Below are 21860 nucleotides of genomic sequence, written 5' to 3' on the forward strand. Positions count from 1 at the left end.
ACAATATGTTATCAGATTTTTTAACTGATTTTAATACTGCAAAATTACAAAGTAATTTAATACCAAAAGGTACAATAGTCAAGGTAAAAATGGCAATTAAACCAGGAGGTTATGAAAATTGGTTCACTAAAAGCTACACTACTGGCAGCATCTATTTAAACGTTGAATTTACTGTCACTGAAGGTCCATATGCAAAACGCAAGATTTTTCAAGTAATTGGTATTAAAAGTGGCAAAGCAAGCGTTGAAGGAGAAGATACTTGGGGAGAATCTGGACGTTCTATGCTTAGAAGTATTTTAGAGTCAGCACGAAATATTCATGCACATGACACTTCAGAGAAAGCAGTTATTGCTAGAAAAATCAACTCTATAGCTGATTTTAACGGGTTAGAGTTTACTGCAAAAGTTGGTATTGAAGCTGATCGATATGGAGAAAAAAACAAGATTGCTACGGTTATTATCCCAGAGCAAACTGAAGTTGATTGGGTGCCATTTTGAAGTACGACGAAGAGAAGCTCTGGATTGCTGTAATTGAGAGAGCTATCAAAGATGCAGCAGTAGAGCTAAAGAAAGAAGCAATTAAATGGTTTGATTCAGAGTCTTTTGAAACTGTTTGTGAGCTAGCTAATCTCAGCTCTAAACGTATGAAAAGTATGTATGGGGGTTTTATGCAGAGAAAGGAAATAAAAGGATTATTGATTGATAATATTAAGAAGTGTGTACCTTACCTAATTCCAAACGGTAATTTTTATCGAGAGAGGACTTATGTTGGCAACTGTGACGGGGATATGATTACGGTTAAAATAGTGGGTAAAGAAGCTGAAAATTGGCGTAATTTTACTAAAGGAATTAGTGGTGATATTATTGATCTTTGGACTTTAGTTAAAGGTGATATAAATTCCGCTAAGAGGTGGTTAAATACTAAAGAAAACACAACAGAACATAAAATTACATCGTTTTCAGCAAGGCATTACTTGAATGATAAATCACCAATGCCAAAAGATATAATAGGCCCAAGAATTCTAACTCCAGGCGGTCTTTTGGTTATAGGTGGAACTCCTAAAATAGGAAAGAGTAATTTTCTACTTTCCATGTTGGTACATTTAGCTGCTGGAGTATCATTTCTTGGTATGAAGCCTGCAAGGCCACTTAAGATATTCTATCTACAGGATGAAATGGAATATAGAGAGCGCTTACAGAAGCTAAGAATCAGCAAGAAAACCCTTGATGCAGGGACAGAAAACTTAGTCATCACTCAAAAAATAAAACTAACCTTGAATGTGGAAAAAATAAAAGAAATTATGTCGGAAAATCTCGATGTAAAAACAGTTGATCTTATAGTGATAGACTCTCTTTTTGATTATAGGAGTATGATCTCTTTTCTGCAAAATAGTATTGATGAACTACGCTCTATAACTAATCCTGCTGCTGGAGTAATAGTTACACATTACACCAAAAAAATGTCAACAACCACGTTAAAAAAGAATCCATTTCAAGCATTGAGTGGTGCTAATGTTTTAAGAAGTTTATATACATCTGGAATAATGATATTTAGGCCAGAAAGGAATACTCTGCAATTGATGTACGAACTTAAAAACGGCAAACCAATACCAACAAAATTCATAAATATGGTTAACGGACGCTGGATAGCTACAGCTTAACCAAATTTCTAAACTTTAAATATATTGGAGATTTTATGGATATCTATTGTGATTTTAATACTGCAGCTCCACGAAAAAATGCACCGTTAGTAGAAAAAGAACAACTTAAAGCTCAGCTTCTGTTAAATATCAGATCATGCCTTTCTTATCTATTGCCAAGAGGGATTTTTCGTGGTGATAAGTTTTATGTAGGCAATATACAAGGTGATAAAGGAAAGAGTCTAGTAGTAGAATTAAGTGGCAGTGAAGCTGGCCTATGGCATGATTTTGCAACAGGAGAAGGTGGTGACATTATCGACCTTTGGGCAGAAGTGCATAGAAAAAGTACTAGAACAGAGTTTACTGAAGTAATGGACTCTATAGCTGAATGGCTTGGTCATTTTAAAAAGATCAAAACTGACAAAACTGCAGGTAATCCAACTGCATATTGGGATTATTACGATGAAAACGGCCAAGCTATTGTTAGAGTATATCGTTATGATGATGATAGTGGAAAGAGATATCTTCCTTTTGATATCAAAAAATCCACCTTTAGTGTACCAGAGATAAGGCCGCTATATAATATTCCAGGTATTTTAAAGTCCGATAAAATTATTCTTGTAGAAGGGGAAAAGTGTGCAAATGCTCTCATAGAGCAAGGTATTACTGCCACAACTGCAATGTCTGGAGCAAATGCACCTATTGAAAAAACAGATTGGACTCCACTTAAAGGTAAACACATTATTATATGGCCAGATAATGATGAAGCAGGTAAGAAATACGCTGAAAAATCTGCTATGAAACTTACTTGTCTTGGAGTTGAAGAACTTTGCATTTTGGAAATACCTAAAGATAAACCAAAGGGTTGGGACGCTGCTGATTGCGTGAAAGAAGGTATAAATGTTGAAAAATTCTTATCTTTAATTCTTCAAGTTCCATATGTGAAAAAACTATCAACTACCGAGGAATTCTCGAAAGTTCAAAAAGCAGGACGTTGCATTTCACTTTCAGCAATTCCAGTAATAAAGTATTTAAACGATAAATCACCAATGCCGAAAGACATAATAGTTCCAAGAATTTTAACTCCAGGAGGACTATTGGTGTTTGCAGGTGCACCTAAGGTTGGAAAAAGTGATTTTCTTATTTCTTGGTTATTACACATGGCAGGAGGAATTCCATTTTTGAACATGATGCCCACAAGACCTTTGAAAATCTTTTACTTACAAACTGAAATTGGCTATCACTATATGCGTGAACGTCTTCAGCAAATTAAACTAAATGAAGAACTTCTTGAAATTGCTGGATATAACTTAGTTATTACACCACAAGTGGAGTTACTTCTAAATGATGATAGTATAGAGATTATTGTAGATAAAATAGAAAGTTCATTTGGCTCGAATGCAGTTGATATAATAGCAATAGATCCACTACGCAATATTTTTGATGCCGGCGAGAATAGTAGTGAAAATGACAACAATGCTATGTTATTCTTTCTACAAGAAAGGGTTGGTAAATTGAGAAAGCTGGCTAATCAAGATGCAGGAGTTATTTTAGTACACCACACAAAGAAGATGCAAAAGAAATCATTGGAAGAAGACCCATTTCAAAGTTTTAGCGGTGCAAGCAGTTTAAGGGGATTTTATACTACAGGAATAATTATGCACAGACCAGATGAACAACAAAGTAAACGTCAACTAATCTTTGAGTTACGTAATGGCCACGCTATTGCATCAAAATACATTGATAAGATTAACAATAACTGGTACGTAGTTGATTATGAATCGCAAAGACTTGTGAACAAAGATTATGGCCAAAGGTTAGATGCAGAACGTTCGCGTAGGTATGATACTATTCTACAATTAATTTATGATGAAGCACGGAAGGGACGTCTATATACAATAAATTCGTTCTGTCAGGCATTTGAGAATAAAGCAGGTCTTGGTAGTCAACATTCGATCCGTGAACGTATTGATACTTTAGCTACAAAAGGCTATATAAAATTTAACAGAGAAGGTAAAAATGGAGCAAGAACTAGATATGGAGTACTTTGTGTTGCAGGCATGGAAAAGAAAAGTAAGGTATTTGATCACCAACTGAATAAAGAAGTGACAATTTATGAAAAGGTCTTACCAACCGACTATAAATCAACGGAGAATGGTAGCATTTTACCAGTTGAAAATCCGAATACTTGGGTTCATCATAGCATCTGCGATTAATAAAATTAAAATAGAAAATATGAGTTATTTCAGTCTTCGGATTTGCTCAGTTTGTCTTCAGAATTTGCTTAGTCTATGCAGACTGAATTTAGTAAGGATGAAAGAAATGCGAGATTTTCAACAACTTAGAGGGATTGTTGAATTTTATAGCTGCAGACTGAGCAATAGGGAAAAAGTTCAGGAATATAGAGGGTTTTGTTCAACTCTCAGTTTTCAGAATAACTCCTATTATTATATAATAATATAGTAGTATGACTTTAAAACATACTACTCTGTTCGTTTCTCTTTTACTTACAATAATAAGCTATGGAAAGCTCTCTTTCAAAGTTATCTGATAAAAGAAACGAAAGAAAACGCTCAGAAAAAACAAATGGCCCGTAATTGCGTTTTAAAGTCATCCTACAACTTCAGGGTACAATTATACCACCTTGACCTAAAGAACGCTTATAACAGCCCTTAAAAGCCGATTAACACCATGTCTTAACTTATAAGAAAGACCATATGTTGATTTTATCACGTTTTACTTTAGTTGTAAAGAAATTTTTTTAATGTATGACAGATTTGTATAGTCGATATTTTACGTAACTTATGGCGTTTAATTGGTTATTTAGTATCTCTAAAACTTAACGAGTTGCTTTTATAACCAAAGTAAAAGGGTTAATACGGTAACCATAATCTCTACGCGATGATCCAGGCCAACCAACTGTTTGAATCACATCATTACGTTCGATGTTTAGTCCTAATTTTTTAGCTAAGGTGGTTTTTATTGTTCTTTGGATTGTGTTTAGTGGTTTTCTGATGTGATGTTCTGGATCTGCTTCTGGATCAAGATTTAGGCGCTTTTCTATTTCAGTTATGCTAAGCAACATGTGTTTTTCAGGAGGTAATTCTTTTTTACAATCATTCAAAAATTGTTCAAATAATATGCGAAAAACCTTCATACATGCTACAGCTTTCTTATTTAGAATCTCTATATTGTTTACGTAAAGTGAGCCCTCTATCAATTGCAACTTTAGTAATTCTTTCTCTTTAGAAGGTTCAATTAGATTAAGTGCAGTATGTAAGATTTGCATTGAAGTATTTGGTATGAACTCTAGTACTCCTCTTTGTGCTGCTTCTTGGAATACTTCAATTAAAGTCTTATGCTGAAAGAAAAGGTCAACCATTTTTACTATGGGCAAATCAAGAGGTATGTTTGATGGATTTTTTCTCAGTATTATTAATACAGTTGGATTAGCTTTAAGCTTATCTATCGTTAAGAATGTTGGATTGGTGCAAAAATCAAGAACAATGAGATTTACAAATTGACCTTGTCCACCAACATGATAAACTCCACTTTCCACTTTTTGCCACATAAAATTTGTATCACTTAGCTGACCTTCAAACCAATTCATAAATTTCTCTGGGTTAAAATATACAGATAAGCGGTGAAATCTTTGCTTCTTGTAGGTATTAGGCAAAATATCACGGTTGCAATTTTCACAAATTATATTATCGCATGCTTCGTTAAAGTCCTCATCAATGAAAATCTCATTGTTACAGTATGGATCAACTATATTTGGCCAATCTAATTTATCTTGTCTACGAGAGCAGATAATGTAAGACCTCTCTTGCATCTGAATTAATTCAAGATCTGACAAATACCTTGCTGCTTTGATGTAATTTTGATTTGGATTAACCCAAGAGCTGCCAGAATTAAGAAGATCAGAGATTTGCTCTTGGCAAGATTGTAAGACCATAAAATTGTTTTATGTATGCTTTAAAATCCTCTCTTTCCCTTTTATTCAGAGGATGTTCAGAGTAGTAAATTGCTATGTACTCATCACTTCTCTTGAAAAATAAGCCTATCTTTTTGCCTTGAAATATTACTTTAATCGACTCTATAAGTGGCACTATGTTTCCTACAAATGGCTTTAAAACATGCAATTCCGGTGCAATAGGATCATATGGAGCGACAGTCAAAGTGATATTAGTATAGCTGTAATTGAAACGATTTGACTGAAACTTTAACTCAAAAACACGAATATTTGAATCAGATTCATTAATACAAGTTTCTATAAATTTATGCACCTGTTCCGCGAAGTTTTTATCCTGCACATCTACAAAAATACATTCGCAGCCAAAGTAACAACTTGCAATGCTATTTGCTATTTCTATAGCTTGATCAATATTTCTAGCACCAAGATCTACCTGAGTGCCATTTAGTAGAAAATCCAAAATCATCCACTCTGCCTTATGGCCATGAATAACTTTGTTTGAATTTAACAACAAATCTATATCGCTAGCTTTGCGTATTAACACATATAAACGATTCTGATGATAGAAGAAACCTTGTAGTTGATTCTCGAAACTGTCATTTCTCTTAATGTTATCTTCTTTCAGTATTTGTTGTATGATTTCCTCTGAGATAAAGTCCTTAAATGGAGTACTTGGTCGTCTTGGTATTTTTTGTAAGGTAAAAGACATGAAACTCTTTCTTTGTATTTTTTCAAAGTGATAGACAGACTTTAAAAGATTGTAATCTGCATGAAACAGTAGAAACAGCAAAGACTTTTTATCATATTTATTATTATTTTTTACAAGGTAGGATTTCATGAGTTCCGTAGTTAATGCAGATCTTGCAATTTCACTGACAGTAACTTCTAGTTTTGCACGGTCAAAACAGGTAATCAAGTAGTAAGTAACGAGAGAATCGGAATAATTAGCAATCACTTTACGTTTGTATTGTACAGATGTATTATCGTAACTTTCATCATCAAAGAGTTGAGCATTTAATTTATCTTTAAAGGAGTTTTGAAAAATAATATTTAATTGCTTACCAGAAAGTGAATCTATCCAAGACTGACGTATTTTTGTATTGTGAAAACGATCAAGCAAATGGTTAACAGGGACTTCTAAATCATCTTCCCAAAATTTACGATTTGGATAAATGTTCATAAGAAACTAACCACACCATAATAACATAATAGACTATTTAAATAGTTAAGATAGAAATCTGAAAGTCTTGACCAATAATTATGCAAGGGCTGTTTACTGATTTTTAACCAAGTTTTTTCTAAAAAGTTTGCTTAAGAAGAAGATTTTTTGGACAAAAATTTTTCAAATCCTGAATATATATTATATAGCACTCTAGCAAAACAAATTCTGAATATAAATGTCAACCCTAACACTGGACCTTGGCAAACAAACAGGCTGGGCAATTCTAACCAATGGAGTAATTGAAAGTGGAAGCAAAAGTTTTCATGGTAGCCGTTTTAGCGGAGGTGGCATGTGCTTCTTGAATTTTCGTAATTGGCTTAATTCTTTGAAGGACATTTCTGCAGTGTATTTTGAGGAAGTAAGAAGACACTTAGGAACTGATGCTGCTCATTGCTACGGTGGTTTTCTTGCCGTTCTATCTGCTTGGTGTGAAGAGAACAATATTCCCTACCAAGGTGTTAATGTTAAAACTATAAAACGCTTTATAGCAGGCAAAGGTAATGCAAGTAAGAGTGAAGTTATTGAAGCTGTAAAGGAAAAAGGATTTTCACCTAGAGATGATAATCAAGCAGATGCTTTGGCATTAATGTTCTATGTTATGAATTTTAGTAAAGATTTTAACACATTAAAAATACCATAAAAGTGGGTCCTTTCGGCCATACTGGCGGGTTTGGTGGTGCTGACCCCAGGCCTTCTTTAGCGTCAGAGATATTTTGAATATTAACTTTTTAATTAGTACAGTAATTATATGAATTTAGCAATCCACTATTATCCTACTCAAAATCTCATCGAATATGAGCGTAATCCACGTAAAAATGACGATGTAGTAAATAGAATGTGTGCTTCAATCAGGGAATTCGGCTTTCGTATACCAATAGTTGCAAAAAGCGATGGAACTGTGGTTGATGGTCATTTAAGACTGAAAGCAGCAAGAAAACTTGGTATAGAAAGTATTCCTGTGGTTTTAAGTGATAATTTAAATGAACCACAAACTAAAGCTTTTCGATTACTGGCAAATCAATCAGCTAATTGGGCAAAGTGGGATGATGAGCTTTTGAAAGTAGAAATTCAAGAGTTAGAAGATTTACAGTTTGATCTTAAAATGACTGGATTTGAATTAGAAAAAGTTCAACATTTCCTTGATGATTTAGATAGTGAAAAAGAAGATCTTTCTGACTTAGCTATTGATGACAAAAAAGTAACAAAACCAGGTGATCTTTGGATTTTAGGTGATCATAGAATCTATTGTGGTGATAGCTCTGTAGTTGAATCATATAAAGCGCTGTTAGATGATAAAATGGCAGATATTACTGTGTGTGATCCTCCGTATAACGTAGCATATGGTAACAGTCAAGAGAGAGAAGACAAAAAGATATTAAACGATAATCAAGGTGAAAAGTACGAACTTTTTCTCTACTACATCTGTTCCAATATTTTAGCATATACGAAAGGTGCAATTTACATCTGCACATCATCATCAGAGTTTTCGACGTTGCAAAAAGCATTTGAGGAAGCAGGTGGTCGTTGGTCAACATTTATCATTTGGGCAAAGAATCACTTTACGCTAGGAAGATCAGATTATCAAAGACAATACGAAGCAATGCTTTATGGATGGAAAAGTGGCAATAAACGTGAGTGGTATGGAGGTAGAAATCAAAGTGACCTCTGGTTTTATGATAAGCCAACACATAATACACTACATCCAACGATGAAGCCAGTAGAGCTAATGGAGAGAGCGATAGTAAACAGCAGCAGATCTGGAGACATAGTACTTGATCCATTTAGCGGTTCTGGCAGCACACTGATTGCATGTGAGAGAACAGGAAGAATTTGTAGAACAATAGAGCTAGATTCAAAGTTTGTAGATGTAACGATAAAACGTTGGCAAGTGTATACAGGCAGGGAGGCAATTCTTTCTGGTGCTGGTAAAACTTTTCAAGAGATTCAAGAAGAAAAAAAGGAGCAAAAAAAGTGAAATTAATAACACAAACAGAATGGGCAAGAGAACAAGGATTTTCAAAGCAATATGTCTGTTATTTAGTAAAAAAAGGAATAGTTGAGTTGGAGAATGGTTTGATCAATAGAGAACAGGCAAATGAAGCGGTGGCAGCAATAAGAGATCCAAGTCAACCATTGAGAAGAAAAAACTATTCAGAAAACGGAGAAAAACTTTCCACAATGTTGCTAAAAACGCGAATAAAAAATGAAATGGAACGAGGTAAACTGCTTGAGGCGAAAGCTAAGGCTGAAATAGGAGAGCTTGTAGCAGTAGAGGAAGTGAAAAACGAAGCATTTAATGTAGCAAGAGTTGTACGTAATAATCTGCTTAATATTCCAAATAGAGTTTCAGCGCTGCTTGCATCACTGAGTGACACTGAAAAGATTCATATGGCGCTAACTGAAGAAATTACAAACTCGCTTGAAGAATTATCTAACACTAAATTTTAAATATAAAATGTCTTCTCACTTAAGTTTAGAATTAATAAAGTGTCTAACCTGGATTAGATGTTAATGTTAGAGGATTAAATGGCAAGACACCACTACATTGCGCTATAGAATTTGACGAATTAAGCATGGTGGATCTGCTACTTACGAAGAAGAACATTAATCCTTTTGTAGAAGATAATGACGGCAAAACATCTCTTGATTACGCTAAAGAAGGAAAAAAAGCAGAAATATTAAAAGCGCTAATTAATAATAAATACGGGTCAGAACAAGATAGCTTACTTCATTTAGCTGCAATGGTGGGTGAGGTAAATGCTGTAAGGTACCTAATAAATAGAGGCATCGATGTTAATTCGCGTAATGCAATATTTCATACACCATTACATTTGGCAGCTGGTATTGGACATGTAGAAGTTGTAAAGATTTTAGTCAGAGAAGGAAATGCTGAAATCGAGGTTTTTGATGCACGAAATCAGACACCGATGCACTATGCAGTTAACAACAAAAAATTAGAGATAGTAAAGTTATTACTGGAGCTAGGAGCAGATGTAAATAGCGCACGTGTAGGACAAAATTCAATGAAATTATCACCTATTCATATAGCTGTAAGTAATACTAATTACGATGAAAGAGATTTGTGTCTCGATATTCTCAAATGCTTAATAAAGGAGCCTAATGCTCAAGTAAATTTGCAAGACTACGAAAATAAAACGCCACTACATTACGCTGAAAGACTTAAAACAATAGAGGTTTTACTAACGCGAGAAGATATAGATCCTCTGGTAAAAGACGATAGTGGCAAGACACCATTTGATTACGCTAAACCTGAGATAAAGAAGGCTTTGATAAGTAATAAATACGGTTCTGAAAAGAATAGTCTACTCCATTTAGCTGCACAAAGAGGAGAAATTGAGCTTGTAGAGTCTATCTTAAAAGAAGAAATTGATATTGATATTTCAAATAATAAGAGTCTATCACCGATCTATCTTGCTGCGGAAAAAGGGCATTTACATGTAGTAAAGTTATTGCTGAAAAAAGGAGCAAATTATACACCTGTTTTACATTTAGCAATCAAATCAAACAATTTAGAGTTACTAAAAACTTTATTTAAAGAAAAGAGCATCAAATTACCAGATGAGATAGGCAGATCTGTACCAATTTATTATAGGTGTATGGAGCATAGAGATGCAAAAGTAAGAAAATACAATAGTGCGATCTGTGTTTTTACCTCAGTAAGTGCAGTAGCAATAGCGGTATATATAGGGTTAACAGCAACAACAATAAGCAGTGCAATCATTTTTGCAACAACAACAGGGATATTTGCGATTATTATAGCACTAATGATAAGTGAGATGAGCAGAAGATATATAGAAAACAAATTTCAGAAAAAGATGTTTATGGAGATGGAGAAGTGTAGTTCTATTGTTGAGGAGTGTAGTTCTATTGTTAATGATGTCGAGATAGAACCAGTTATGAGTAGATGCATACAATGATATACGCCACATCTTTTTCTGAAGGTTTGAAACCAGATCCAGAGCTTAAGGTGTCAGAGTGGGCAAATGAGTATCGAGTTTTAGCAGCAACTGCAGCATCAGAGCCAGGAAAATGGAGAACAGAGAGAACACCATACCTTAAAGAAATCATGGATTCACTATCTCCGTCCTCGCCAGTAGAAAAAGTGGTATTCATGAAAGGAGCACAAATTGGAGGAACAGAGGCTGGAAATAACTGGATTGGCTATATTATCGATCAAACACCAGGGCCAATGCTAGTAGTACAGCCAACAGTTGAAATGGGAAAGCGTTGGTCAAAAGGAAGATTTGCGCCACTTATTGAAAGTACACCATGTTTAAAAAGTAAAGTAAAAGACCCAAGATCAAGAGATTCAGGAAATACTGTACAAAGTAAGGAATTTCCAGGTGGAATAGTAGTAATAACTGGAGCAAATAGCAGTGTAGGACTTCGCTCTATGCCAGTAAAATACCTCTTTCTTGATGAAATAGATGCATATCCAGGAGACTCAGGAGGAGAAGGAGATCCAGTACTGCTCAGCATAGCTCGTACCAATACATTTGCACGGCGAAAGATTTTTTTAGTATCAACACCAACGATTCATGGAATAAGCAGAATTGAGAAAGAATTTGAAGCAACAGATAAGAGATATTTTTTTGTTCCCTGTCCGCATTGTAATTACTATCAAGTTCTAAAATGGTCACAAATAAAGTGGGAGAACAATGATGCAAAAACAGCACATTATGTCTGCACTGAATGTAGTGGCAAAATAGAAAATCATCAAAAGACAGAAATGCTTGAACGTGGAGAATGAAGAGCTACAAATCAAACCTCAAGTAACAAAATAGCAGGTTTTCATCTATCAAGTCTTTATAGTCCTGTTGGCTGGTATAGTTGGAATCAAGCAGTAGAGGATTTTCTGCATAGTAAAGAAAGTGAGCAATTGTTAAAGGTTTGGATAAATACAACGCTTGGAGAAACTTGGGTAGATAAAGGAGAAGTACCAGATTGGAAGCAATTATTTAACAGGAGAGAATCTTATCAAATTGGCACAGTACCAAAGGGTGAAGTAGTTCTCACAGCAGGAGTAGATGTACAAAAAGATCGGTTAGAAGTAGAAGTTGTAGCATGGGGAAAAAGCCGCGAAAGTTGGTCAATAGACTACCGAGTATTTGAAGGTGATACTGGAAGAGTAGAAGTATGGGGAAAGCTTTCGGAGCTTCTGAGTCATCATTTTATCGGTGAAAATGGGCTTGAGTATATGATAAGTATGATGGCAGTAGATGCTGGATATGCAACACAAGAAGTATACAATTGGGTAAGAGGCCATCAAGGCTCTGGAAGAGTAATGGCAGTCAAAGGTGTAAATAAAGCACTAGTACCACTTAGCAGCCCAAGTAGAGTAGATATAACAGTTGGAGGGCAAAAGCTGAAAAGAGGAATAAAGCTCTGGCCAGCAGGAGTATCGATATTAAAGTCAGAGCTTTTTCAATTACTTAATGTTTTAAAAGAAGGTGAAGAAGCTCCAGCAGGATACTGTCATTTTCCTGAGTATGCACCTGAATATTTTAAGCAGCTAACAGCAGAGCAATTAGTCAGCAAAGTGGTAAAAGGATATACCAAACAAGAGTGGCAAAAGGTAAGAGAAAGAAATGAAGTACTAGATTGCCGAATTTATGCGAGAGCTGCATCTATTGCGCTTGGAATCGATCGATGGCCAGAGAGTAAATGGAATAGTTTGAGTGGGAAAATGGAAAGTAAAAAACCTAAAAAAGTAAGACAGAGTAAGTGGTTGAAAAATGTATAACGAAGAGTATTTGTTTCAAGTTGAACAAGCAATAAAGAAGCTGCAAAGCGGAGAGCGAGTAGTATCAATTGCATATGGTGACCATGTAGTGAGATATGCTGAAGTGCAAATAAACGATCTTTTAAACTTAAGACAAAGAATCAAGGCTGAGCTCAAGGTTGAAGGTCAAAAACCAAAAAGAAAGATTGTTATTTCAACGAATAAAGGAGTGGTATGAGAAGTTGCATGATAGAAAATGGATACCCAGATTTTCTAGAGCATTTGAGGTATATGATAGCTACCGCTACACCAGGTATGCTTATAAATGCAGTAATAGATTTGTCGCACTGGAATCAGGAGATAGATTTTAGATTAACAAAAGAAGATGGCATAGTAGGCATAATTCACAAAGCCACCCAGGGGGTAAAGTACGTAGATCCTGAATATACAAAAAGGAAAAAAGCCGCTGAAAAAGAGGAATTGCTTTGGGGTGCATACCATTTTGGTGTCGGGGAAAAAAGCGGCAAAGACCAAGCTGAGCATTTTCTCGAAACAATTGGTGATAGTTCAAATATATTGTTAGCCCTTGACATTGAGGAAAACAAAGATGGAAAAAGCATAATGCCAAAACAAGCAGAGGACTTTGTAAATAGGGTCTATTTAGTAACCGGACGTTTGCCGTTAATTTATGGAAGCCCTAGTTTTCTCAAGGATTTTGCCACCCCAACTTTAACAGAATGTCCACTATGGTTAGCAAAATGGGGAACAAAACTGACATTACCAATAGGATGGAGGAACTGGACTCTATGGCAATATACCGACGGTCAAACAGGAGCAAAGCCGCATGAAGTAGAAGGAATCGGAAAATGTGACAGAAACAAATTTAACGGAACTTTGAAAGAATTAAGAGAATTTTGGTTATCAGGATGTTAAAAACCTTCAAACAATTATTTGGCAAGCCAAAAATCAAAAGTTCTGCATGGGATGCAGCAGGCTCAGGAAGAAGGGTAATGTATTGGCAAGGAGAAGCAGGAAGCATAAATAATTTGCTTTCTCAAAGCCTTGAGCACTTGCGTAGCCGCTCTCGTGATATGGTAAGAAAAAATCCATATGCAGCAAATATTATTGATACAATAGTAAGTAACTCTATTGGAACAGGAATAAAACCACAATCAAAAGCAAGGAATGCAGAATTTCGAAAGAAAGTACAAGAATTATGGCTACGTTGGACAGACGAAGCAGATAGCTGTGGAATAAGTGATTTTTATGGATTACAAGCTCTAGTATGCAGAAGTATGATAGAGGGAGGAGAATGTTTTGTACGTTTAAGAACGAGAAGGCTGGAAGATAGATTTTCTGTGCCATTACAACTGCAAGTGCTTGAGTCTGAACATTTAGATAATAAAACAAATCAAACTTTAGGAAATGGTAATGTAATAAGAAGCGGGATTGAGTTTAATAGGCTTGGGCAAAGAGAAGCATATTATTTATTTAGAGAGCACCCAGGAGAAGGCTCATTTGGAGAGTCAGTTAGAGTACCGGCAAATGATGTTTTACATATTTATAGACCATTAAGACCTGGACAAATTAGAGGGGAGCCTTGGCTTTCTAACGTGCTTTTGAAGCTTTACGAACTTGACCAGTACGATGATGCAGAATTAGTACGAAAAAAGACTGCAGCAATGTTTGCAGGGTTTATTACGAGACTTGATCCAGAAGCAAATATTTTAGGAGAAGGTGAAAGTAATGAGCAAGGAGTAGCACTATCAGGTTTAGAGCCAGGAACTATGCAGCTTTTAGACCCAGGAGAAGACATAAAATTTTCAGAGCCGTCTGATGTTGGAGGAAGTTATGAAGCATTCATGAGACAGCAACTGAGGGCAATAGCAATAGGCACAGGGATAACATATGAGCAACTAACAGGAGATTTAACGGGTGTTAATTATTCATCAATCAGAGCAGGACTGATAGAGTTTCGTCGTAGATGCGCTATGCTGCAACACAACATTATGGTATTTCAATTTTGCAGACCAGTATGGAATAGATGGCTAGAGTTAGCAGTACTGTGTGGAGAACTCTGTATAGATGAAAAAGTGGCAAAAGCAGCGAAAGAAGAAGTAAAATGGATACCACAGGGATTTGATTGGGTGGATCCACTGAAAGACCAGCAAGCACAGCAAATGGCAGTAAGGAATGGATTTAAGAGTCGATCGGAAGTAGTATCAGAAATGGGTTACGATGTAGAAGAAATTGACCAAGAAATAGCAGAAGATCAAAAGCGTTCTGATTCTTTCAACCTTTTCTTTGATTCTGATGTCAGGACACAAACAAAATAAATCTCGTTTACTTTATGGAAATTTTACAAACCAACTGGCTATGTAGGCCGATGATGATAGAGCAAAAAAGCTTTGACCTGTTGTCGCTATATAACGGAAAACAACCTATCTTTAAAAACGTAAAACACTATGTAAAGAACAATATAGAAAAGACAGCAATAATACCAATACATGGAATTTTAACCAAAAAACCAGGAGCTTTTGATGATTTTCTAGGCATGACATCGTATGAGAAAATTCAAGAAGAAGTAGAAGAAGCATTATCAAACAAAGATATAAATACACCTACGACAATGTTGCAAATTTTTATTTTCCTTTCCATTATGTCCAGAAGAGTTCGGTAGCTCTTTTACGCGAAATACCACATTTACGTCCTCAAGGTTAATTTCAATTCTCTTGACCAATGTTCTGATAATATCACGTTTAGTTAACCAGTCTGCGTTATCAAGGTTTAACGTAATATTGGAAGAAAAGTCTTCTAAATTGGCCACAACCAGAGTTACCTCCTGTTCTAATTCCTTTTGATAAAATATCTTTTTCTTCTCTTCTTTAATTGTTTTTAAGCTTTGTTTCATTGCTTTAATTCGTGGTTCAAATTCCTCTTGATTGATATATTCTTGAGCATAACTATCGATAAGTCTAGCAATACCACGTTTTAATTTATTTTCTTGTTTCTCTAGCAGGTCACTTTTTTGATCCAATGATGATTTTTTTAGTTCTGAAAGCCTACGCTTGTATTCTTCTAAAATCCTGTTTGGATTTTTCAATAACTGCTTAACCTCTTCCCACACAGCTGTTTCTAATGCATCTGAGCGAATGGGTTTATTGTCACAAATCTTATTACCACCAAAACGGTAAGAATCTTTACCACTACAACGGTAATATGCATAATGACCACCTTCTTCTTCTCGTCTACTTCTCATGCAAGTTCCGTAACATCCGTAATTACAACGCTTACATATGACTAAACCTTGTAGTAAGTACTTTGCTCCTCTTTTTCTTGTCCTTGCTACTTTTCTATTTTCAGCTAATTGTTCTTGAACAATATCAAATATATCTTCATCTACTATATTTGGCACTTTAATATAAATCCAATTTGCTTTTTCAACAGGATAGACAGAGTGGTTACTTTTTGGCTGCTCACAAGAGCCTTTCTGTGGTCTTACTTGCTTTAATCTTACTCCTAACCTTCTTCTACCAAAAGCTGCTTGTCCTTTGTAAGCAGGGTTTTTCAACATACTCCAAATTGTACCTTTATTCCAGCGTTCTTTTCCTTTTTGTGTCTTAATGGACATAGTATTTAGCCGACGACATACTTCCCCAATACTTGTTCTTTCTCTGCCTATCCACAAAAATACTTTACGAACGACATCAGCTTCTTTTTCGTTAATCTCAAATAAAGCTTGTCCTCCTCCCATATGCTTATCTATATAACGATAACCATAAGGAGCTCCTCCCATTACATTTACATAGCCTTTGTTAGCTGCATAGATTTTACCACGACGACTTCGTTCCATAATTTTCGCACGTTCATATTCTGCTATCATACCTTGCATTTGTAACAGTAATTGAGATTCTGGGTTACCGTTAATCTCATAATTTAAAAAAACCACTTTTGCTCCTGCTTTTTCAAATTCTTCAATCAGCACCATTTGATATGCATATTTTCTAGATAAACGATCAGGAGAATGAATGTAAATCTTATCAATTTTACCTTCTGTTACTTTATCACGTAATTTTTCTAAATCAGGGCGGACTAAATGAGATCCACTGTAGCCGTTATCAATAAATTTATACTCACTTAACAATCTGTATCCGTCCAGATTAATTTGCTTCTCTAAAGCTGCAATTTGACTTTCTATCGTATTTCCTTCTACTTGTTTCCCCGAAGAAACTCTCGCATATAAACATACTGTTACCATTTGACCCTCCTTGAATCCCATTTTTATGTTTTAAGTTTTTTTGACTTATTTCCTTTGACACTACCTTTTCATAAGCATCTGATAAGCATTGTTCTGCTAACCGATTAGGTTCATAGCTACAGCTAATTTGGATAGCTAATCTCTTGTTTCTCATGACTTTTCCTTGAAATAATATGTTCATATCATTCCTTAAAGCCGATGGTTAATTGATTATTAGCGCTATAAGTAAATCGGACTCTTGGTTCTGGACACAGAAGTTTTCGAGAAATGGTTTTCTCTAGTTTTATTTTTATGTTTTTTGCAACATTGTCGGTAGTGTAGAAACTATTCTGCTTGATATAGATAGTTCAGGCGGAGAAGTAAACGGTTTATTCGACTTGGCTGATTTTATTTACGAATCAAGAGCAAAAAAGAGAATTGTGGCAATAGCAAATGATGATGCGTACTCTGCTGCATATGCTATAGCTTCAAGCGCTGAAAAGGTATTTGTGAGCAGAACTTCTGGTGTTGGCAGTATAGGAGTAATAGCAAGTCATATAGATCAAAGTAGGTTTGATGAAAAGCAAGGTATTAAGTACACCACAATCTTTGCTGGTAGTCGAAAGAATGATTTAAACCCACATGAGCCAATAACGTCTGAAAGTCTGGAAAGCTTACAAAAAGAAGTAGACCGACTATATGAAATGTTTGTGCAGCTAATAGCAAGAAATAGAGGTCTTTCAATTGAAAAGATTCGATCAACAGAAGCAGGTCTATATTTTGGTGAGAAAGCAGTGGAAATAGGTCTTGCAGATGGAGTTACAACATTTTTTGAATTTATTAACAAAGGAGAAAATACTATGAATAAACAAATTACAACTGACCTAGAAATTGATGACCTAGAAACTGATAATTTAACTAAGTATCGTACTGAAATTATTGAATTAATACGTTTATGTAACTTATCACGAATGCCAGAGAAAATAGGAGAATTTATTGAGCAGGGTGTAAGTATTGAGCAAGCAAGGGAAGTTTTAATGGAATTACTTGCAGAGAGAACGAAGAAGACAGAGATACTGAGTGCAATACCACAGAATTTAGGAGAAGATTTGATGATGCAAGTAGCAAGAAGTCGTGCGCAATCAGGTATTTAAAATATTCGCAGTATAATAAAAGTAGAAAGTAAAGGAGAAAATTTTATGAATTGTATAACTGAAACAAATAATTTAGGAGATCTTCTAAAATATGAAGCATCAAATTTATATTCACGAGATCAAATAATTGTTGCCAAAGGACAGAATCTCAAGCTTGGTGCAGTAGTTGCTAAAAAGACTGAAGATGGTTTTATTAGGGTCTTGAATCCAACAGCAACCGATGGCACACAAACCGCAATAGGTGTTATTGCAAGTGATGTAAACGCAAAGGAAAATGCTAAAGGAGTAATTATTGCTCGCGGTGCAATGCTAGCAGATCATGCAGTTGTATGGCCAGCAAATATAACTGAAGAGCAGAAAACTGCAGCAATAAAGCAACTTGAAGGACGAGGGATCATTATCCGCAAGGGAGCTTAAAAAAACTATTAAAAACACAAAAGGGGGAAAAATGCAAAATCCATTTACAAATACAGCATTTAGCATGACGGCACTAACAAATGCGATAAATATATTGCCGATAAATTATGGACGAGTTGAAAATTTAAATTTATTTCCAAGTAGGTCAGTAAGATTTAGACATATTACCATAGAAGAGCGAAACGGAGTATTAAGTTTACTACCAACACAAGTTCCAGGAGCACCAGCAACAGTAGGAAAACGCGGCAAAAGAAAGGTAAGAACATTTACGGTTCCGCATATTCCACATGATGATGTAGTGTTACCAGAGGAAGTACAGGGAATAAGGGCATTTGGATCAGAAAGTGAACTGAAAGCGCTGGCAGACGTAATAACTGACCATTTACAGCTAATGAGAAACAAACACGCAATAACATTAGAGCATTTACGAATGGGAGCGCTGAAGGGAATTATTCTTGATGCTGACGGGTCAGAATTACTAAATCTGTACAACGAATTTGAAATAACACCAAAAATAGTAAATTTTGCCCTTGGAACAGCAACAACAGATGTCAAGCGTAAGTGTCTGGAAGTACTCCGGCATATAGAAGATAATCTAAGTGGTGAATATATGACCGGAATTCATGCCTTGGTAAGTCCTGAGTTTTTTGATGCACTAACTTCTCATGCTAAAGTAAAAGAAGCATATGAGAGATGGCAAGAAGGAGCAGCGCTAAGGAACGATATGAGGTCAGGATTTACGTTTTGTGGAATTACATTTGAGGAATATAGAGGGCAAGCAACTGATCCTGAAGGAACCGTAAGAAGATTTATAGAAAGAGATACGGGACACTGTTTTCCACTAGGAACAGCAAGCACATTTACAACATATTTTGCACCAGCAGATTTTAATGAAACAGTAAATACTCTTGGACAGCCACTATATGCAAAACAAGAACCAAGGAGATTTGATAGAGGAACTGATTTACATACGCAGTCGAATCCATTGCCAATGTGCCACCGTCCGTCCGTTTTGGTAAAAATAGTAACAACATAGTAGAGCCCTCACGTAGAAAACTCTACTTATGGTTTTAATATGTGTTGAGTATGCTAAAAAAATATAAGGATGCAATATATTTTTAGAAGCCTTTAGAAGTGAATTTGAATGAATAGAAAATGGTATGCAGGAAAATGTAAAGAGGTTATTGAAAGATTGTCTTATCCATTTAGGGGAGATAGCTTTATATGAGTCAAAGGATAAGTCATATATGGTACAAGTATTAAAGCAACAGCCAGATAAATTATACGAGATTGGTGAAGGACAATTTGTGGAAGAAACTTTAGCGTTAGAAGTAAGTGCGTTTGATGTGTTAAGGCCAATAGTAGGAGATGTTTTTGTTATAGGTGACCGTAAATATAAAGTATATTCTCCACCGCTGCAAGATAATTCAGGAATGATATGGAAAATTCGAGCGTCAGGAGTATAAATGCGTACCGGTAGTATTATACAAAGTATAGATGCTGAAAGGAAAAAAGTGGAAAAAGCAATGGTGAGTGCATTAAACAAAACAGCAATATGGCTAAAATCAAAAGCAGCTAAGGAAATCAGTGAGGAAAAGAGAATAAACTTAGGTTTGATAAGAAAGAGATTAAGAATTTTTAAGGCGAAAACTAGCAGATTAGAAGTGTTAATTAGAGCAAATCTCTATGACATTAGAGCATCGACAATTGGCAAAATACAAAAAACAAGAAGAGGATCGAAAGTAGGAAAGCATGAGTTTATAGGAGGATTTGCAGCAGTTATGCCAAAAGGAAATAGCGGTATTTTTAAACGTGAAGGAAGAACAGCCCTGCCAATAAAGGAAATTAAGTTGCTACTAGAACCTGAGGCTTCAAGGATAATAGAGAATCTTGTTAATTATGAAGTTGAAAAGGTATTTGAAAAATTCTTCCACCGCGAATTAAGTTACATTACACCTATATGAATTTGCAAGATTTACATCAAGCAATCTGCACTAAGTTAAAAGAAGAAATATCAGCAATACAGACGTGTGAAATTTATCCAGCAATAAGAAAAGAATTAGTAGCGCCAGCGGTGTTTGTGGAACTAGCAAGTTTAGAACCAGGTAAAGATCCAGGTACTGAACAATTAGCTCTAAAAGCAAGATTTGAAGCTAGAATAGTAGTTGATAGCACAATAGAAAATGCTCCTCTCATTGTCAGATCATTAGCTGCTGAGGTTGCAAGAGTAGTGAACAAGAATACCTGGGAAAAGAATGTATCTCCGGCTGAATTTCTTTCTGCAGAGCCTGATGGATTTAGACCCGAATTAGATGCATATTTGGTGTGGATGGTTGATTGGAGTCATCAGCTTCATTTAGGTAAATCAGTATGGGAAGAAGGAAAAATTAAGCCACATACCATAAACGTAGGAAATATAAATGTTGGATCATAGTTTTGCGATTTCAGAGCTGAATAGGAAGCTAGCAAACATTGTACGAATAGGGCTTGTAAAAGAGGTAGATTATGACAAAGCAAAAGTAAGAGTAAAAATAGGAGAACTTTTAACAGATTATTTACCTTGGATAACGAGCAAAGCAGGAAAAGATAGAGATTGGTCTCCGCCAGATATCGATGAACAAGTAATGGTATTTTCTCCTCTTGGTGAACTATCATTAGGAGTAGTGTTAGCAGGAATATATCAGGAAAAATACCCTGCACCAGAGAATAAAAAAGAAATAAATAGTGTAAAATTTCAAGATGGGACAAGATTATTATATGATAAAGAGAAGCATAATTTAGAGATTGAAGTAGTAGACAAAATAACACTTAAGGCTGGGGGATCAAGTATAGAAATGACAAAAAGTGGAATAAAACTGAAAGCAGAAAGGATCGACTTAAATTGAACAAAGGAATAGTGAGGTTAGGAGACTACTGTGGAGAAGCTATACCACATTTCTGCATTAGCGGCAGTAACAATGTTTTTGTAAATGGTAAGCAAATTTGCAGGCAAGGAGATAGTTTTAGTGAAGGAAAAATATTAATAGAAGGATCTAAAACAGTATTTGCCAATGGGTTTGGTATAGGAAGAGTAGGAGATATAGTTTCATGTGGGTTTAAAGTAATTAGAGGGAGTTCTGATGTTTTTACAGAGCCAGTATGAAGGGAATGAGCAAAGAAACAGGTAAAGAACTAGAGGGTTTAGAACACTTAAAGCAATCAATAATTGATATACTGACCACTCCTATTAAGAGTAGAATAATGAGAAGAGATTATGGATCAAGATTATTTGAGTTAGTAGATAAGCCAATAAATAGGGATTTAACTTTGGAAATTTACGCAGCAACTGCAGAAGCTTTGGAAAAATGGGAAAAAAGATTTAAGTTAGAAAAAGTAAAAATAACAGAAGTGAAAGAAGGAAAAGTAACGCTTGACCTAGAAGGATTGTACTTACCAAGTGGAAAAAATATTCGCTTTGATGGAGTTGTGGTATAAA

20 protein-coding genes and 4 pseudogenes are annotated in these 21860 nt (G+C 35.4%); 21 read left to right on the forward strand and 3 right to left on the reverse strand.

Annotated features, from left to right (window positions below):
- Window positions 1-5: 5 nt before the first annotated feature.
- From AB3210_RS02810 to AB3210_RS02820, 3 genes are read left to right on the forward strand one after another with little or no spacing between them, the layout of a single operon-like run.
- On the forward strand, window positions 6-497 hold the full coding sequence (locus AB3210_RS02810; RefSeq protein WP_230609208.1) for a hypothetical protein: 492 nt from the start codon (window positions 6-8) through the stop codon (window positions 495-497).
- Window positions 494-1660 (forward strand): helicase RepA family protein, encoded by a 1167-nt coding sequence (locus tag AB3210_RS02815; protein WP_264690060.1) that lies wholly within the window; start codon window positions 494-496, stop codon window positions 1658-1660. Before AB3210_RS02810 ends, AB3210_RS02815 begins: the two co-directional genes overlap by 4 nt.
- 35 nt (window positions 1661-1695) lie before the next feature.
- Window positions 1696-3855, forward strand: a complete 2160-nt coding sequence (locus AB3210_RS02820) for an AAA family ATPase (RefSeq protein ID WP_265017891.1) — start codon at window positions 1696-1698, stop codon at window positions 3853-3855.
- A 623-nt stretch (window positions 3856-4478) separates the two neighbouring features.
- Here AB3210_RS02820 and AB3210_RS02825 read toward each other — a convergent pair.
- Both AB3210_RS02825 and AB3210_RS02830 read right to left on the reverse strand, forming a co-directional pair.
- The gene (locus tag AB3210_RS02825) at window positions 4479-5594 is read right to left on the reverse strand and encodes a hypothetical protein (protein ID WP_264683892.1); all 1116 of its coding nucleotides are present in this window, start codon (window positions 5592-5594) and stop codon (window positions 4479-4481) included.
- Complete coding sequence (locus tag AB3210_RS02830) at window positions 5560-6792, reverse strand: hypothetical protein (protein ID WP_264683890.1); 1233 nt, start codon at window positions 6790-6792, stop codon at window positions 5560-5562. The genes AB3210_RS02825 and AB3210_RS02830 overlap by 35 nt, the downstream gene beginning before the upstream one ends.
- 217 nt (window positions 6793-7009) lie before the next feature.
- Here AB3210_RS02830 and AB3210_RS02835 point away from each other — a divergent pair, with 217 nt between their 5' ends.
- The 9 genes and pseudogenes from AB3210_RS02835 to AB3210_RS02875 form a co-directional block, all read left to right on the forward strand.
- Window positions 7010-7474 carry a crossover junction endodeoxyribonuclease RuvC gene (locus AB3210_RS02835; protein ID WP_264683889.1) on the forward strand — a complete coding sequence of 155 codons (465 nt, stop codon included), beginning with the start codon at window positions 7010-7012 and terminating at the stop codon, window positions 7472-7474.
- 108 nt (window positions 7475-7582) lie between these two features.
- Window positions 7583-8809 carry a DNA modification methylase gene (locus AB3210_RS02840; RefSeq protein WP_264686022.1) on the forward strand — a complete coding sequence of 409 codons (1227 nt, stop codon included), beginning with the start codon at window positions 7583-7585 and terminating at the stop codon, window positions 8807-8809.
- Window positions 8806-9282 carry a hypothetical protein gene (locus tag AB3210_RS02845; protein WP_264374889.1) on the forward strand — a complete coding sequence of 159 codons (477 nt, stop codon included), beginning with the start codon at window positions 8806-8808 and terminating at the stop codon, window positions 9280-9282. The genes AB3210_RS02840 and AB3210_RS02845 overlap by 4 nt, the downstream gene beginning before the upstream one ends.
- Window positions 9283-9289: 7 nt before the next feature.
- Window positions 9290-10772 (forward strand): annotated as a pseudogene (locus tag AB3210_RS02850) (ankyrin repeat domain-containing protein).
- Window positions 10769-12598: pseudogene (locus tag AB3210_RS02855) on the forward strand (phage terminase large subunit family protein). Before AB3210_RS02850 ends, AB3210_RS02855 begins: the two co-directional pseudogenes overlap by 4 nt.
- Window positions 12591-12815: a gpW family protein gene (locus tag AB3210_RS02860; RefSeq protein ID WP_230609214.1), complete on the forward strand. Its 225-nt coding sequence runs from the start codon at window positions 12591-12593 to the stop codon at window positions 12813-12815. The pseudogene AB3210_RS02855 and the gene AB3210_RS02860 overlap by 8 nt, the downstream one beginning before the upstream one ends.
- Window positions 12812-13510 carry a glycoside hydrolase family 25 protein gene (locus AB3210_RS02865; protein ID WP_230609216.1) on the forward strand — a complete coding sequence of 233 codons (699 nt, stop codon included), beginning with the start codon at window positions 12812-12814 and terminating at the stop codon, window positions 13508-13510. Before AB3210_RS02860 ends, AB3210_RS02865 begins: the two co-directional genes overlap by 4 nt.
- Window positions 13504-14913: a phage portal protein gene (locus AB3210_RS02870; protein ID WP_230609218.1), complete on the forward strand. Its 1410-nt coding sequence runs from the start codon at window positions 13504-13506 to the stop codon at window positions 14911-14913. Before AB3210_RS02865 ends, AB3210_RS02870 begins: the two co-directional genes overlap by 7 nt.
- Window positions 14914-14927: 14 nt before the next feature.
- Window positions 14928-15197 (forward strand): annotated as a pseudogene (locus tag AB3210_RS02875) (S49 family peptidase); the annotation flags it as partial.
- Here the strand turns inward: AB3210_RS02875 and AB3210_RS02880 are convergent.
- Entirely contained in the window at window positions 15177-16835 is a 1659-nt protein-coding gene (locus AB3210_RS02880; RefSeq protein ID WP_264690063.1) for a recombinase family protein, read from the reverse strand. The pseudogene AB3210_RS02875 and the gene AB3210_RS02880 overlap by 21 nt on opposite strands.
- A gap of 314 nt (window positions 16836-17149) precedes the next feature.
- On the opposite strand from AB3210_RS02880, the pseudogene AB3210_RS02885 reads away from it, so the two are divergent.
- From AB3210_RS02885 to AB3210_RS02925, 9 genes and pseudogenes are all read left to right on the forward strand, one after another.
- A pseudogene (locus AB3210_RS02885) lies at window positions 17150-17968 on the forward strand (S49 family peptidase); the annotation flags it as partial.
- A 45-nt stretch (window positions 17969-18013) separates the two neighbouring features.
- On the forward strand, window positions 18014-18385 hold the full coding sequence (locus tag AB3210_RS02890; protein WP_230609220.1) for a head decoration protein: 372 nt from the start codon (window positions 18014-18016) through the stop codon (window positions 18383-18385).
- A gap of 31 nt (window positions 18386-18416) precedes the next feature.
- Window positions 18417-19421: a major capsid protein gene (locus AB3210_RS02895; protein ID WP_264376214.1), complete on the forward strand. Its 1005-nt coding sequence runs from the start codon at window positions 18417-18419 to the stop codon at window positions 19419-19421.
- 124 nt (window positions 19422-19545) lie between these two features.
- On the forward strand, window positions 19546-19851 hold the full coding sequence (locus AB3210_RS02900; protein ID WP_264377128.1) for a hypothetical protein: 306 nt from the start codon (window positions 19546-19548) through the stop codon (window positions 19849-19851).
- On the forward strand, window positions 19852-20349 hold the full coding sequence (locus AB3210_RS02905) for a phage tail protein (protein ID WP_230609226.1): 498 nt from the start codon (window positions 19852-19854) through the stop codon (window positions 20347-20349).
- Window positions 20346-20819 (forward strand): hypothetical protein, encoded by a 474-nt coding sequence (locus AB3210_RS02910; RefSeq protein ID WP_230609227.1) that lies wholly within the window; start codon window positions 20346-20348, stop codon window positions 20817-20819. The genes AB3210_RS02905 and AB3210_RS02910 overlap by 4 nt, the downstream gene beginning before the upstream one ends.
- Window positions 20806-21270: a phage baseplate assembly protein V gene (locus AB3210_RS02915; protein WP_230609229.1), complete on the forward strand. Its 465-nt coding sequence runs from the start codon at window positions 20806-20808 to the stop codon at window positions 21268-21270. The genes AB3210_RS02910 and AB3210_RS02915 overlap by 14 nt, the downstream gene beginning before the upstream one ends.
- On the forward strand, window positions 21267-21527 hold the full coding sequence (locus tag AB3210_RS02920; RefSeq protein ID WP_172758482.1) for a PAAR domain-containing protein: 261 nt from the start codon (window positions 21267-21269) through the stop codon (window positions 21525-21527). Before AB3210_RS02915 ends, AB3210_RS02920 begins: the two co-directional genes overlap by 4 nt.
- Window positions 21524-21859, forward strand: a complete 336-nt coding sequence (locus AB3210_RS02925; protein WP_019078516.1) for a GPW/gp25 family protein — start codon at window positions 21524-21526, stop codon at window positions 21857-21859. The genes AB3210_RS02920 and AB3210_RS02925 overlap by 4 nt, the downstream gene beginning before the upstream one ends.
- Window position 21860: the final 1 nt, after the last annotated feature.

This window comes from Wolbachia endosymbiont (group B) of Scrobipalpa ocellatella (assembly GCF_964188425.1).
In the GTDB taxonomy this organism is placed as follows: Bacteria; Pseudomonadota; Alphaproteobacteria; order Rickettsiales; family Anaplasmataceae; genus Wolbachia.

What these genes read in the sequence shown, in the direction of transcription:
- AB3210_RS02865 (WP_230609216.1), top strand. Translation starts at nt 12,812, where the DNA reads ATGAGAAGTTGCATGATAGAAAATGGATACCCAGATTTTCTAGAGCAT.
- AB3210_RS02810 (WP_230609208.1), top strand. Translation starts at nt 6, where the DNA reads ATGTTATCAGATTTTTTAACTGATTTTAATACTGCAAAATTACAAAGT.
- AB3210_RS02830 (WP_264683890.1), bottom strand. Translation starts at nt 6,792, where the DNA reads ATGAACATTTATCCAAATCGTAAATTTTGGGAAGATGATTTAGAAGTC.
- AB3210_RS02925 (WP_019078516.1), top strand. Translation starts at nt 21,524, where the DNA reads ATGAAGGGAATGAGCAAAGAAACAGGTAAAGAACTAGAGGGTTTAGAA.
- AB3210_RS02915 (WP_230609229.1), top strand. Translation starts at nt 20,806, where the DNA reads ATGTTGGATCATAGTTTTGCGATTTCAGAGCTGAATAGGAAGCTAGCA.
- AB3210_RS02905 (WP_230609226.1), top strand. Translation starts at nt 19,852, where the DNA reads ATGCGTACCGGTAGTATTATACAAAGTATAGATGCTGAAAGGAAAAAA.
- AB3210_RS02910 (WP_230609227.1), top strand. Translation starts at nt 20,346, where the DNA reads ATGAATTTGCAAGATTTACATCAAGCAATCTGCACTAAGTTAAAAGAA.
- AB3210_RS02895 (WP_264376214.1), top strand. Translation starts at nt 18,417, where the DNA reads ATGCAAAATCCATTTACAAATACAGCATTTAGCATGACGGCACTAACA.
- AB3210_RS02890 (WP_230609220.1), top strand. Translation starts at nt 18,014, where the DNA reads ATGAATTGTATAACTGAAACAAATAATTTAGGAGATCTTCTAAAATAT.
- AB3210_RS02820 (WP_265017891.1), top strand. Translation starts at nt 1,696, where the DNA reads ATGGATATCTATTGTGATTTTAATACTGCAGCTCCACGAAAAAATGCA.
- AB3210_RS02860 (WP_230609214.1), top strand. Translation starts at nt 12,591, where the DNA reads ATGTATAACGAAGAGTATTTGTTTCAAGTTGAACAAGCAATAAAGAAG.
- AB3210_RS02870 (WP_230609218.1), top strand. Translation starts at nt 13,504, where the DNA reads ATGTTAAAAACCTTCAAACAATTATTTGGCAAGCCAAAAATCAAAAGT.
- AB3210_RS02880 (WP_264690063.1), bottom strand. Translation starts at nt 16,835, where the DNA reads ATGGTAACAGTATGTTTATATGCGAGAGTTTCTTCGGGGAAACAAGTA.
- AB3210_RS02840 (WP_264686022.1), top strand. Translation starts at nt 7,583, where the DNA reads ATGAATTTAGCAATCCACTATTATCCTACTCAAAATCTCATCGAATAT.
- AB3210_RS02900 (WP_264377128.1), top strand. Translation starts at nt 19,546, where the DNA reads ATGCAGGAAAATGTAAAGAGGTTATTGAAAGATTGTCTTATCCATTTA.
- AB3210_RS02835 (WP_264683889.1), top strand. Translation starts at nt 7,010, where the DNA reads ATGTCAACCCTAACACTGGACCTTGGCAAACAAACAGGCTGGGCAATT.
- AB3210_RS02825 (WP_264683892.1), bottom strand. Translation starts at nt 5,594, where the DNA reads ATGGTCTTACAATCTTGCCAAGAGCAAATCTCTGATCTTCTTAATTCT.